The organism is Ferdinandcohnia jepli (genome assembly GCF_047246645.1).
Taxonomy (GTDB): Bacteria; Bacillota; Bacilli; order Bacillales; family Bacillaceae_L; genus Ferdinandcohnia.
Window position 1 is genome coordinate 318,571 of the sequence record NZ_JBFOKR010000001.1, and the last position, 13,827, is coordinate 332,397.

At 36.2% G+C, this 13,827-nt stretch carries 14 protein-coding genes; 13 read left to right on the forward strand and 1 reads right to left on the reverse strand.

Annotated features, from left to right (window positions below):
• The first annotated feature begins 103 nt into the window (after window positions 1-103).
• The 7 genes from AB3M96_RS01660 to murB all read left to right on the forward strand — a co-directional run bounded on the left by AB3M96_RS01660 (window position 104) and on the right by murB (window position 7,723).
• Window positions 104-1,567: a UDP-N-acetylmuramoyl-L-alanyl-D-glutamate--2,6-diaminopimelate ligase gene (locus AB3M96_RS01660; RefSeq protein ID WP_412965886.1), complete on the forward strand. Its 1,464-nt coding sequence runs from the start codon at window positions 104-106 to the stop codon at window positions 1,565-1,567.
• On the forward strand, window positions 1,568-2,011 hold the full coding sequence (locus AB3M96_RS01665; protein WP_412965815.1) for a hypothetical protein: 444 nt from the start codon (window positions 1,568-1,570) through the stop codon (window positions 2,009-2,011).
• A gap of 2 nt (window positions 2,012-2,013) precedes the next feature.
• A complete protein-coding gene (gene mraY / locus AB3M96_RS01670; protein ID WP_412965816.1) occupies window positions 2,014-2,988 on the forward strand; it encodes a phospho-N-acetylmuramoyl-pentapeptide-transferase in 975 nt (324 codons plus the stop codon).
• On the forward strand, window positions 2,989-4,341 hold the full coding sequence (gene murD / locus AB3M96_RS01675; RefSeq protein WP_412965817.1) for a UDP-N-acetylmuramoyl-L-alanine--D-glutamate ligase: 1,353 nt from the start codon (window positions 2,989-2,991) through the stop codon (window positions 4,339-4,341).
• 99 nt (window positions 4,342-4,440) lie between these two features.
• Complete coding sequence (spoVE, locus tag AB3M96_RS01680) at window positions 4,441-5,541, forward strand: stage V sporulation protein E (RefSeq protein ID WP_412965887.1); 1,101 nt, start codon at window positions 4,441-4,443, stop codon at window positions 5,539-5,541.
• 105 nt (window positions 5,542-5,646) lie between these two features.
• Window positions 5,647-6,735 (forward strand): undecaprenyldiphospho-muramoylpentapeptide beta-N-acetylglucosaminyltransferase, encoded by a 1,089-nt coding sequence (murG, locus tag AB3M96_RS01685; RefSeq protein ID WP_412965818.1) that lies wholly within the window; start codon window positions 5,647-5,649, stop codon window positions 6,733-6,735.
• Window positions 6,736-6,814: 79 nt separating this feature from the next.
• Window positions 6,815-7,723 (forward strand): UDP-N-acetylmuramate dehydrogenase, encoded by a 909-nt coding sequence (gene murB / locus AB3M96_RS01690; RefSeq protein ID WP_412965819.1) that lies wholly within the window; start codon window positions 6,815-6,817, stop codon window positions 7,721-7,723.
• On the opposite strand, the gene AB3M96_RS01695 is transcribed toward murB, so the two are convergent.
• Window positions 7,673-8,068, reverse strand: coding sequence for a hypothetical protein (locus tag AB3M96_RS01695; protein ID WP_412965820.1), 396 nt, complete (start codon window positions 8,066-8,068; stop codon window positions 7,673-7,675). The two genes, murB and AB3M96_RS01695, sit on opposite strands and share 51 nt — an antisense overlap.
• 140 nt (window positions 8,069-8,208) lie before the next feature.
• On the opposite strand from AB3M96_RS01695, the gene AB3M96_RS01700 reads away from it, so the two are divergent.
• The 6 genes from AB3M96_RS01700 (at window position 8,209) to ftsZ (ending at window position 13,613) form a co-directional block, all read left to right on the forward strand.
• Entirely contained in the window at window positions 8,209-9,006 is a 798-nt protein-coding gene (locus tag AB3M96_RS01700) for a cell division protein FtsQ/DivIB (protein WP_412965821.1), read from the forward strand.
• Window positions 8,996-9,703 carry a DUF881 domain-containing protein gene (locus AB3M96_RS01705; RefSeq protein ID WP_412965888.1) on the forward strand — a complete coding sequence of 236 codons (708 nt, stop codon included), beginning with the start codon at window positions 8,996-8,998 and terminating at the stop codon, window positions 9,701-9,703. The genes AB3M96_RS01700 and AB3M96_RS01705 overlap by 11 nt, the downstream gene beginning before the upstream one ends.
• A 21-nt stretch (window positions 9,704-9,724) precedes the next feature.
• Window positions 9,725-10,432 (forward strand): DUF881 domain-containing protein, encoded by a 708-nt coding sequence (locus AB3M96_RS01710; RefSeq protein WP_412965822.1) that lies wholly within the window; start codon window positions 9,725-9,727, stop codon window positions 10,430-10,432.
• Window positions 10,433-10,451: 19 nt separating this feature from the next.
• Window positions 10,452-10,814: a small basic family protein gene (locus AB3M96_RS01715; protein ID WP_412965823.1), complete on the forward strand. Its 363-nt coding sequence runs from the start codon at window positions 10,452-10,454 to the stop codon at window positions 10,812-10,814.
• Between the two features lie 135 nt (window positions 10,815-10,949).
• The gene (gene ftsA, locus AB3M96_RS01720; RefSeq protein WP_412965824.1) at window positions 10,950-12,245 is read left to right on the forward strand and encodes a cell division protein FtsA; all 1,296 of its coding nucleotides are present in this window, start codon (window positions 10,950-10,952) and stop codon (window positions 12,243-12,245) included.
• Window positions 12,246-12,479: 234 nt separating this feature from the next.
• On the forward strand, window positions 12,480-13,613 hold the full coding sequence (gene ftsZ, locus AB3M96_RS01725) for a cell division protein FtsZ (protein ID WP_412965825.1): 1,134 nt from the start codon (window positions 12,480-12,482) through the stop codon (window positions 13,611-13,613).
• The last annotated feature ends 214 nt before the right edge of the window (window positions 13,614-13,827 follow it).

Sequence of the window (13,827 nt, forward strand, 5' to 3'; positions counted from 1 at the left end):
TATATGTAATATGGGACTAGACAATACTTAAAGTCTATCGTAATATTTTATTTTGAATGTGAAGCTTGAGGGAATCTTTCGAGAGGATATGGTAAAAATCATGATGAGATTACAAGATTTGTTAGCAAACTTGCATGATTTTACTGCAAAAGGGACAGCAAACCCAGTGATTACTTCTCTTGAAATGGATTCAAGAGAGGTTAAACAGGGAAGCTTATTCTTTTGTGTGAAGGGAAACACATTCGACGGGCATGCTTTTTCAAAACAAGCAGTAGACAATGGTGCTGCAGCTATTATTGCTGAAAGAAATCTCGATGTTACAATTCCAGTTATTATTGTAAGAGATTCAAGACGAGTAATGGCAATACTTGCTGATGCATTTTTCAATCATCCTACTCAAAAATTGCACTTAATTGGTGTAACAGGGACAAACGGAAAAACGTCTATTACACATATAATCGAGCAAATTTTCCAGTCTGTAGGTCGAAAAACGGGTTTAATTGGTACAATGTACACGAAAATTGGAAATCGTAGAATTGATATGGTAAATACAACTCCGGAGTCACTTCTGCTACAAAGATCTTTTAAACAAATGGTCGATGAACAGGTGGAAACTGCAGTAATGGAAGTTTCTTCACATGCATTAGACCTTGGGCGAGTACATGGCTGTGACTTTGATATAGCAGTCTTCTCGAATCTCACCCAAGATCATTTAGATTACCATCAATCAATGCACGAATATCGGCGAGTAAAGGGACTACTGTTTGCAAGTTTAGGGAATCGTTTCGAGCATAAACGTCCTAAATTCGCTGTTCTGAATGCAGATGATAAAGCCTCAAGGGAGTATTTGAAGTCCACTGCCGCAACCATTATTACATATGGTATTAATCAGACCAGTGATATTATGGCAAGAAACATTGAAATGAATTCGGCAGGGACAGCATTTGATCTAGAGACACCTGTTGGGAAGTATAAAATCACTATGAATCTAGTAGGATTATTTAGTGTTTATAATGTACTTGCTGCTATTGCTGTATGTGTGGTTTCAGGTATTCCTCTGCAATCTATAGTTAATGCAGTTGAAAGAGTAAAAGGAGTTCCTGGTCGTTTTGAGCTTGTTAACCAAGGCCAGAATTACACTGTTATTGTAGATTATGCACATACTCCTGACAGCTTAGAAAATGTCCTTAATACGGTAAAACAATTTTCACAAGGAAAAATTCTACTAGTCGTTGGTTGTGGTGGAGATCGCGATCGTTCCAAACGGCCAATCATGGCTCAGATTGCAACGAAATATGCTGATATTCCAATATTCACTTCTGACAACCCGAGATTAGAAAATCCGATACAAATTCTTGAGGATATGGAAAATGGGGTCAAGGGTGAATCATTTTTTACTATCCCCGATAGAGAAAAAGCGATTAAATATGCTATTTCAAAAGCGGTAAAGGGTGATATAATTATCATTGCTGGTAAAGGGCATGAATCCTATCAAATTATAGGTAATCAAACTTATGAATTTGATGACCGCCTTGTTGCAGCTCGTGCAATTAAGGAGATGTTATAAATGCTTTCTTATGATGATGTTAGCTATATTTCAATCGAAACTCGTGGGATAAGGGATGACAACATTTGTTTTTTATATGTTACTACCGAACCTTCTGTCAAAGTAAGAAAGAGTTTATATGTTTCAATAAATGCAGAAAATAGGGAAGAGTCTTTAAAAAAAGCTTTATATAATGGAGCCGTTGGTGCAGTTTGGCCAAAGGTTGATAAATTACCACGTTTTCTTCCGAATCATTTTCCTGTATTCTTAGTAGATGACACCCTACTTGCATTTGCACATTTAATTGAACTGTATATAAAAAAAATCGAAGAAAATAGGTATGATATTATGACAAAATTTTTTCATGAAAAACACGAACAACAAAACGCACATACCCCATTAGTTGAAAATGGGCTGGTAAAACTTACAACAATTCAAGCTGAGATTGAAGAAGGGAGGGGATAAAAATGATAGAAGAGGTTGTACTTTATTCAATTATTATCGGTTTTGTAATTAGTGTTATGCTCTCTCCCATTTTTATCCCTTTCTTACGTAGATTGAAATTTGGACAAAGTATCAGGGAAGAAGGACCTAAATCACACCAGAAAAAATCAGGTACCCCGACTATGGGTGGGATTATTATCTTACTTTCAGTCGTTGTAACAACATTCTTGGTATCAAATCGATTGAACGAACTGACTGTTACTACATACTTATTGTTACTGGTTACAGTTGGATTTGGAATACTAGGCTTTCTAGACGATTTTATCAAGGTAGTATTAAAAAGAAATTTAGGTTTAACTTCTAAGCAAAAATTATTTGGACAGATTGTTATTGCTATTATCTTCTATTTTATTTTTAAACAAAATGACTTTTCTACTGCAATTGCAGTACCTGGAACGGATTTTGTTTTTGACCTTAAGTTTTTCTATATTTTCTTTCTAATTTTTTGGTTGGTAGGGTTCTCTAACGCTGTTAATTTAACAGATGGGTTAGATGGACTGGTGTCAGGAACGGCAGCTATTGCGTTTGGTGCTTTTGCTGTATTAGCTTGGAACCAAGCACAGTATGATGTAGCTATCTTCTGCGTAGCAGTTGTGGGAGCTGTACTAGGATTTTTGGTCTTTAATGCGAATCCTGCGAAGGTCTTTATGGGGGATACAGGGTCACTAGCATTGGGTGGCGCAATTGCAACTGTGGCAATCATGTTAAAGCTCGAGATACTACTCATTTTAATAGGTGGAGTATTTGTTATTGAGACTTTATCTGTTATTATTCAGGTAATTTCTTTTAAAACAACAGGAAGACGTGTCTTTAGAATGAGTCCACTTCATCACCATTATGAGCTTGTTGGCTGGTCCGAATGGAGAGTTGTCGTTACGTTTTGGACTGTTGGTTTATTATGTGCGATTCTAGGAATATACATTGAGGTGTGGATTTAATTGAAAAATACTCATAAGTTTACAAATAAGCATATTTTAATAATTGGACTAGCAAAAAGCGGTTTTGCTGCAGCAAAGGTTTTACAGGAGCTAGGATCGTACATTACCGTTAACGACCAAAAGCCTTTCGAGGAAAACCAACCGGCACAGGAATTACAAAAGGCGGGAATTAAGGTAATATGTGGAGGTCATCCAATGGAAATTTTGGATGATCATTTTGACTTTATCATTAAAAACCCGGGTATCCCATATAGCAATCCTTTGCTTATAAAGGCAATTGAAAAAGGTATTCCGATATTAACTGAAGTTGAACTGGCTTATCATATTTCAGCGGCTGATTTTATTGGGATCACAGGTTCAAATGGAAAAACAACAACAACAACACTTATATATGAAATGCTTAATAAAGGAAGTAAAAACCCATTGGTAGCCGGAAATATTGGAACGGTTGCATGCGAGGTTGCTAAAGAAGCCGAGGCAGAAAATATTATTGTTACGGAGTTGTCATCGTTTCAATTAATGGGAATTGATGAATTTGCACCGAGGATAGCGGTTTTATTAAATATTTTTGACGCACATTTAGATTACCATGGGACGAAGCAAGATTATATTAACGCTAAAGCAAGAATTTTTGAAAACCAAACCGAAAATGATTTTTGTGTAATTAATATTGATGATAAAGAAGTATTGCAGGCTTCCGAGAGATGTAAGGCTAAAAAGATTCCTTTTTCAACTACACAACCGATTGAAGAAGGAGCCTACATTAAAAACCAGGCTGTTTACTTTGGTGATGAGAAAATAATTGATATTAAAGATATAGTCCTACCTGGAATTCATAACTTAGAAAATATACTTGCTGCAATAGCTGTTGCAAAGTTAGTTAGAGTTTCAAATTCTGCTATTCAAGAGGTATTAGGAGAATTTACCGGGGTTAAACATCGTCTTCAGTATATTAAAACTGTAAAAGGACGAAAGTTTTATAATGACTCCAAAGCAACTAATATTTTGGCTACTCAAAAGGCGATTACTGCCTTTGAAAAGCCGGTTGTTTTACTAGCTGGCGGACTTGACAGAGGTAATGAGTTTGATGATCTTATTGAACAGCTTAAACATGTTAAAGCTTTGGTTGTTTATGGTCAAACTGCGAAAAAGATAGAACGTGCGGGGAAACTTGCGGGAATAGATTTAATTAAACATGTCGATAATGTTGAAGCAGCGGTTTACGAAGCTTATGGACTTTCAAATGAGGGTGATATTATTTTATTATCGCCTGCCTGTGCGAGCTGGGATCAACATAAAACATTTGAAGAAAGAGGAGACATTTTTATAAACGCCGTGCATAAGCTTAAGTAAGGGCTTGGACAATCTAGAAAAGAGTCTATGGTGGCTCTCCTAAGAAGCCACATTGATTGTCTGCCATAAGCTCTGAATCTAGAATGTAGAGGTGTTTTCATTGTGACCCAAAAAACGACTCCTGATATCATTTTAATTATTACAACACTCACTCTTTTAGCAGTTGGATTAATAATGGTGTATAGTGCCAGTGCAGTATGGGCTACATATAAATTTGATGATTCATTCTTTTTTGCTAAAAGACAATTATTATTTGCTGGTGTAGGAATTATTGCAATGTTCTTCATTATGAATATAGACTATTGGACGTGGAGAACATGGGCAAAAGTACTCGTTATCATTTGCTTTGTTTTACTAGTTCTTGTGTTAATTCCTGGAATCGGAATGGAACGAAATGGTTCTCAAAGCTGGATTGGTGTAGGTGCTTTCTCGATTCAACCTTCAGAATTTATGAAGTTAGCTATGATTGCCTTCCTCGCAAAGTTTTTATCAGAGAATCAAAAAAAGATTACATCCTTTAAACAAGGTTTAATGCCATCACTTTCACTTGTTTTCCTAGCATTCGGAATGATAATGCTTCAACCGGATTTAGGCACAGGTACAGTAATGGTAGGAACTTGTATTGTAATGATATATGTATCAGGAGCAAGAATTGCACATTTTGTAGTGTTAGGATTAATAGGGGTTGCCGGGTTTGCAGGCTTAATTCTCTCAGCTCCATATCGTATTAAACGAATTACTTCTTTCTTAAATCCATGGGAAGATCCTTTAGGTACTGGTTTTCAAATTATCCAGTCTTTGTATGCAATTGGGCCAGGAGGTCTATTCGGTTTAGGATTAGGACAAAGTAGACAGAAGTTCTTTTATTTACCTGAACCTCAAACAGATTTTATTTTTGCTATTTTAGCTGAGGAATTAGGTTTTATTGGTGGCTCTTTTGTCATTATCTTGTTTAGCATCTTGTTATGGAGAGGTGTTCGGATTGCGTTAGGCGCCCCAGACTTATATGGAAGCTTCCTCGGGATTGGAATCATTGGAATGATTGCCATTCAAGTAATTATAAATATTGGGGTAGTAACAGGATTAATGCCGGTTACGGGGATAACACTTCCATTTTTAAGCTACGGAGGCTCATCATTAACTCTAATGCTGATGGCAGTTGGTGTCCTATTGAATATAAGTCGATACGCAAGGTATTAATCCAAAAAGTGTTGAATATATGTTATACTATGATAAAAACCCTGTTAATTAACAGGGTTTCTCATATTTCTATGAAGACTTTCAAAGGGAAGTGGAGGAGTATCCTTGAGAATTTTAATAAGCGGTGGAGGTACTGGAGGACATATATACCCTGCATTGGCATTAGTGAAAGAAATAAAGAAACTGAATCCATCAGCTGAATTTTTATATATAGGTACCGAGAATGGACTGGAGAGCGGTATCGTAAAAAGAGAAAAAATACCTTTTAAAACAATACATATAACTGGTTTTAAACGTAAATTGTCATTTGATAACGTAAAAACAGTTAGCAGGTTTTTTAAAGGTGTAAGTGATAGTAAGAAATACATTAAAGAATTTAAACCAGATGTGGTCATTGGAACTGGAGGTTATGTTTGTGGACCTGTGGTTTATGCAGCTTCCAGATTACACATTCCAACGATAATTCATGAACAAAATAGTGTACCAGGTCTGACAAATAAGTTTTTAAGCCGGTACGTAGACAAAATAGCTGTTTGCTTTGAAGAGGCAAAACAGTATTTTCCAGATAAAAAAGTTGTATTGACTGGTAATCCTCGTGCTTCGGAAGTCCTTAATAAGGATGGTATGAAGGGAAGAACTTCAGTAGGTCTTAATAGCTTTCAGAAATCAGTGTTACTTGTTGGTGGCAGCAGGGGAGCAAGACCAATAAATGATGCTTTTTTAGATGCTCTTGAACTTGTCAAAAACAAAAATTATCAATTTCTTTATATAACAGGTGAGGTTCATTATGATGCAGTTTTAGATAAAGTAAGGGATGTTGGAAACCCGGATAATGTAGTTATCAAACCTTTTATTCATAATATGCCTGATGTACTTTCAGGTGTTGATTTAGTAGTCGCTCGTGCTGGAGCAACAACGTTGGCAGAACTTACTGCTCTAGGGTTACCAAGTATTTTAATTCCTAGTCCTTATGTAACGAATAATCATCAAGAAAAAAATGCGCGATCTTTGAGTGATAAAGGCGCAGCAATATTACGGTTAGAAAAAGAGTTGAACGGAAAACAACTAGTACAAGATATAGATTCAATCCTTTTAGACGAAAAAAGACTTGAGGAAATGAAGAATGCATCTTTAAAAATAGGTATACCAGACGCAGCTAATCGTTTATATAAGCTTATGAATGAACTAGTGTAGGCGTTTGTTCCAGACGGTAAAAAAAAGCATACAATAAAACTAAGAGAACTACTTACCGTTTCTGGTAAAGGAGGTTAATATGGACAAAATTGCAAAAGAACTAATGGATGCAAATGTTGGTAAGGTTTTGGTAAACGAGCCACTAGCAAAGCACACCACAATTAAAATAGGTGGTCCTGCAGATATATTTATAGAACCTAATAGTGTGGAATCAGTAAAAAAAACCATTGATATTGTAAAGAAGCATGGCATAAAATGGAGAGCAATTGGCAGGGGCTCAAATTTATTAGTTTCTGACAAAGGAATAGAAGGCGCAGTAATTAAACTCGGTAACGGAATTAATCATTTGGATATTGAAGGAAATTCGATTACAGTCGGTGCAGGTTATTCAGTGGTTAGTTTAGCAGTACTTATTGGAAAAAAAGGACTGTCAGGCTTAGAATTTGCTAGTGGAATTCCTGGTTCCATAGGCGGCGCTGTTTATATGAATGCTGGTGCACATGGATCTGATATTTCTAAGATCTTAACCAAAGCTCATATATTGTTCGAGGACGGAACATTTGAATGGTTAACGAAAGAGGATATGGAATTTTCATATCGAACTTCAGTATTGCAAACAAAGAGACCGGGCATCGTTGTAGAAGCGACTTTCCAGCTTACAGAAGGTAATAAAGAAGATATTGTAGCAGTAATGAAGAAAAATAAAGACTATCGACGTGATACACAGCCCTGGGATTTACCATGTGCAGGGAGTATATTCCGTAATCCACTGCCAAACTATGCCGGCCAACTAATTGAACAATCAGGATTAAAGGGTTATACAATTGGCGGAGCGAAAATATCCGAAATGCACGGAAACTTTATTGTTAACGCCGGAAATGCAAAAGCTGAAGATGTTCTAGAATTAATAAAATATGTCAAAGAAAAAATACACTCTTTACACGGTGTAACCATGCATACCGAAGTTGAGATAATTGGTAGAAGCTAGAAGTATTTGATTGAAATAGTCTTTTACAAAGGTAGCTTGCACAATTTTTAAATTCGTCTCTTGAGTAGAATAATAAATTTTAATAGAGTGATTGGAGCGCATGGTGCGAGACTCCTGCGGGAAAAGCGTGACCAGGTGAGACCCCGCAGAAGCGTAGCGACGAGGAGGCTCACGGTCCGCCCGCGGAAAGCGAGTACCAGGAGCGGAAATCACAAATCCTTGTACATTCACCTTAAAAGAAAACAGGCAAAAGGAACTTCTTTTTGAAAAGACCCCTTTAAAAAGATATTTTTCTAAAAACTCCACGTAAAAATTAGGAAAATAGGCTTGTTCTTTATCACCCAATTCTTAGGAAATTATGATATAATACAATAACATGTTTATGTTGTTGTACTTCCTACAAAACGGCATGTTTCATGCCGTTTCTTTACGTTACAGAAATAACAAATTGATTAAGAAAATTATCCCTAGTGGGGTGAAGGTTTTTGGCGAAGCAGAAGGTTGTTACCATTGAAGATAGAATTCCTAAGTTAAAGGAAAGACGAAAACAAAAAGCAAATCGAAGGTTAATTATGTACATTACCTTCTTCTTTCTATTGTTGTCAGGAGTCCTATATTTTCAATCCCCTTTAAGTAAAATTGGCACTATTACAGTTAAGGGAAACCAGAGTCTATCAACAGACTTTTTAGTTGGACTTAGTGATTTAAAAATTGGGACAAGCTTTTGGAAGGTTAATCAAAATGATGTAACTGATCGAATAAAGAAGCACTCTGAAATAAAGAATGTACATATTGAAAAAAAACTACCTAATACTATAGTAATAAATATAACTGAGTATAAAAGAGTCGGGTATATTAATATGAATAATCAATTTCATCCACTTATTGAAAATGGGGATATTATTAATCCTATTAAAAAAGATGAAAATATTTTACCAGCGGACGCTCCTATCCTTGTAGGCTGGGAGGAGGCTGGAGCGAAAATTCTTGCTAAAGAATTAGCTGAAATACAACCAACTCTTGCAAATCTTATCTCGGAAATTCATTATACTCCTACTGAGTATGACCCACTTCACATGACTCTATATATGAATGACGGGTATGAAGTGAGAGCGACGGTCCGTAATATTTCGAAAAATATTGAAGCATACCCTTCTATAGTTAGTGAGTTGGATCCAAGCCTAAATGGTTATATTGAGTTGGATGTTGTACCAACCTTTATACCTTATGAATATCAGAACACCACTGAAGAGGAGATGGATACTAATGAAGGTGAGGGGTAGGCATGTCATTCTATCATTTGTCTGTTTAGTTTTAGGTTTTATGATTTCTTTTTCGTATTCGTTTACGAAAGAACAGTTAGAGGCAAATCCAATTTCTGATCAACAATGGAATGAAGAAAATAAGATTAGAACCCAACTTAATAATCAGAATGAAAAGAATCGTGGACTACAAAAGGAATTACTTGAAAAACAAGATCAAATTCAAGCGATAGAAGCAGACCTTGCTAACGAAGAACAAGAGCAAATCTATTATAATCTCGTTGAAGAAGTTGAAAAATATCGTATGGTTGTTGGTGAAATTGCCGTAAAGGGTAGTGGAGTTGTTGTAACGCTAGAGGACGCTTCATATGTACCGTCTGGCAAGGATGTTAATATTAATAATTATCTTGTACATGAAAGTCACTTATTTAAGGTTATAAATGAATTGTATGTGTCAGGGGCTCAGGCTGTTTCAGTTAATGGAAAAAGATTAAATGCAAACTCCTATATCTATTGTAACGGACCTGTAGTAGTAGTGGATGGCAAGCCATACCCGGCACCTTTTGTTATTTCGGCTATCGGTGATCCAGGAGTATTAACTCCTGCTTTGAATATGAACGGTGGTATTACCGACCAACTCATACAAGATAATATTGTCGTGAAAATCGAAACAAAGTCAGATATCGTAATGGACCCTCTATTAAGTGCAGATGAATAAAATGCGTTACTAGAAAGTTAGGTGGTTTTATTGGACAAAAAGAAAGTTATGAGCTTTACAGTTATTACGGGTATTATAGGTTTCATGGTTGCAGTCCAATTTCAAACCATTCAAGAACCTGAAGTTCGTGATACTCGTGACTTATGGGAATTACGTGAAGCATTAAAGCAATCACAAGAGTTGTACACAGATTTATTATCTCAAATATATACTTATGAAGCAAAAATGGAACAGTACGAAAATGAGCGGGACGATAGTAGGATACTTATTTTACAAGAAACATTGGATGAATTAAGGAAAGAGGCCGGTTTAACAGAAATGACTGGTCCTGGAATTACGATTACTGTTGAACAATCCTTTAATGAAGCTGGGAGACAGGCTGGATATATTTCTCCAAGTTTACTTAGATGGCTAGTAAATGAGTTGAATTCTTATCAAGCCAAGGCAATTTCTATTGATGGTCACCGTGTAATTTCTACTACGGTCATACGTGAAATACAAGGTAGACCAAAAATTGACTCATATACAATTTCAACACTACCCATCGAAATAAACGTAATCGCCGATGATGCGGAGAGGTTATATAATAAATTAAAAGCATCTGAGGCTGAACGACAGTTTTTTATTGACAACTTACGTTTGAAAATAACTAAGCCTAGCAAGGCTGTTACTGTTCCTTCTTATGACGATCCGATTCGGATTACTCATATGGAACCTGATAAAAAGTGATAAAGGTGGAAAAGTAGTAATGTGGCTTCCAATTTTCGGTCTAATCGTTGGTATAATCCTTGGTTTATTATCAGAATTTAAAATTCCTGCTGAGTACTCGAACTATTTGTCGATAGCAGTTTTAGCTGCACTTGATACATTGTTCGGGGGAATACGGGCTCATCTACAAAATATTTATGATCAATCTGTTTTTGTTTCAGGTTTCTTTTTTAATATTCTTTTAGCAGCAAGTTTAGCTTTTCTAGGTGTACATCTTGGTGTAGACTTGTATTTAGTGGCTGTGTTCGCTTTTGGGGTAAGACTTTTCCAAAATATCGCAGTAATTAGACGAATAATTATATCCAAATGGAGCCTTTCTCGTGATAAAATAGAAAAAAGTTAATATTTTATAAAGGGAAATATTAAGTTGTTGTTGAATATTTTCCATATGTAGAATAATATTTTGAAAAATAATAATTGTTGTTCGACAAAAATGTTATATTTGAATTGTGTTTTATGAAAAAGGAGGTGCCACAGAATGAACAGCAATGAAATAAGTGTTAGTCTTGACATCGGTACATCCAGTGTTAAGGTTATTATCGGTGAAATGGTCGATGATTCTCTTAACATAATTGGTGTGGGTAATGTTAAATCTGAGGGCTTAAAAAAAGGAACTATAGTTGATATAGACGAAACCGTTCATTCTATCAAAAAGGCAATTGAACAAGCAGAAAGAATGGTAGGAGTCTCTATTAATCAAGTAGTTGTAAGTGTACCAGCTAACAATGTACAATTACAGGATGCCCATGGAGTTGTTGCTGTTTCAAGTGAATCTCGTCAGAATCGAGAAATTAGTAATGATGACGTACTTCGTGTAATTGATGCAGCACAGTTTATCTCTATTCCACCTGAGAGAGAAATAATAGATATGATTCCAAAGCAATTTATTGTAGATGGATATGATGAAATCAGTGACCCTCGTGGTATGTTAGGGGTAAGACTAGAAGTTGAAGGTACAATTATTACAACTTCCAGAACAATACTACATAACTTATTACGCTGTGTTGAAAAGGCAGGTCTTGATATCGCAGCGATTTGCTTACAACCTCTTGCAGCAGGTTCTATATCATTATCAGATGACGAGAAGAATCTTGGTGTTGCTCTTGTCGATATGGGTGGGGGCTCTACTACTATCTCAGTATTTAATGATGGCTTCTTACAATCTACTAGTGTACTTCCTGTTGGTGGTGACCATATTACTAAGGATTTGGCTATTGGATTACGGACATCAACTGAGGATGCTGAAAAAATAAAAATTAAACATGGACATGCCTTCTATGATGATGCATCAGAGGAAGAAGTATTTAACGTACCTATTATTGGCAGTGATCAACATGAACAATATAGCCAATTACAAATCTCTGACATTATCGAAGCTAGATTAGAAGAGATCCTATTATTGGTTCAAAAGGAAATTAAGAAAATGGGCATAGGTGATCTGCCTGGAGGCTTTGTTTTAACAGGCGGAGTGGTTAATTTGCCTGGGGTTTTAGAGCTTTCTCAGCTTGTATTTAGAAGTAATGTACGAATTGCAAAACCAGATTATATTGGTGTTAGAGAACCACAATTCTCAACTGGTGTAGGTTTACTTCAATTTGCTTACGAGCATGCAAGAATACAAGGTACAAAGATTAGTTCTTCAGTTTCGATTGACAGTGCTGAAAAAAGACCTGCTCGCCAGCCTCAAGCTAAAAATAACTCTAAAACCAACACAAATGGTGATCAAAATATAGGGAAAAAGGTTAAGAGATTTTTTGGTCTCTTCTTTGAATAGGTAGAAGTTTAATTCTGCATACGCCGAATTAAAATGATAACCTCCCGGCGGAAGACTCGTGTTTTCAATGTTGGTTTACCAGCATTGAATAGTATTAAGCCAAATAGGCTAACTATCAAAAAATGTCCACAATCAACTAGTAGGATACTTTCCTTTGGTTAAATAGCTGGGCGCAAATACGTATGCGTATTTGTTTAAAAGAGAAGTATATATGCAAATTAGGAGGATCTAATAATGTTAGAGTTTGATACAAATGTTGATCAATTAGCTACTATAAAGGTAATAGGTGTAGGTGGCGGTGGAAATAACGCTGTAAACCGAATGATAGAACATGGCGTTCAAGGTGTCGAGTTTATAGCTGTAAATACAGATGCACAAGCCTTAAATCTTTCTAAAGCTGAAATAAAAATGCAAATAGGTGGTAAACTTACTCGTGGATTAGGAGCAGGAGCTAATCCTGAGGTTGGTAAAAAGGCAGCTGAAGAGAGTAGAGAACAAATCGAAGAAGCTTTAAAAGGAGCTGACATGGTATTTGTTACTGCTGGAATGGGTGGAGGAACTGGAACTGGTGCTGCTCCTGTTATCGCTCAAATTGCAAGAGATTTAGGTGCATTAACAGTAGGTGTAGTAACAAGACCATTCACGTTTGAAGGCAGAAAGCGTGCAACACAAGCAGCAGGCGGAATTTCTGCAATGAAAGAATCAGTAGATACACTAATTGTTATTCCAAACGACCGCTTATTAGAAATTGTTGACAAAAACACACCAATGCTTGAAGCATTCCGTGAAGCAGATAATGTTTTACGACAAGGTGTACAAGGTATTTCTGACCTTATCGCGGTACCAGGCTTAATTAACTTAGACTTTGCCGATGTTAAGACGATCATGTCGAACAAAGGATCTGCATTAATGGGTATTGGGGTTGCTACTGGTGAAAACCGTGCTGCTGAAGCTGCTAAAAAGGCTATTTCAAGTCCATTACTTGAAACTTCTATTGACGGTGCCCAAGGTGTCTTAATGAATATCACTGGTGGTACGAATTTAAGTTTATATGAAGTTCAAGAAGCTGCTGATATCGTAGCATCAGCCTCTGATCAAGAAGTAAATATGATTTTCGGTTCCGTAATCAATGAGAACCTTAAAGAAGAAATTATCGTTACTGTAATTGCTACAGGGTTTGTTGAGGCAGAAATTGACCCAACTCGTCAATCTCGCCCTTCATTCAATACAAAACAACAAGCAGTAGCGCCTAAGCGTGAAGTTAAGCGTGAAGAACCACAACAGGAAATGCATACACGTTCATCTCATCAAGCTGAGGATGCACTTGACATCCCTACTTTCTTACGTAATCGTAATAGAAGAGGGTAAGTAAGACTAGCATTTACCTTATTATAATAGAAAAGGCATTTGACAAATAAATTGTCGAATGCCTTTTTAACTTGTTTTCATCTCGTTTACATCAATCTTTTCCCCAATGAATTTAACCCTACTGACAAAAATAGAAGTAATCTTTCAAAATTTCTCCTTTGTAATCGGCATGAAATGACAGACTTCCATATAAGATGTACTATATACTAATTTT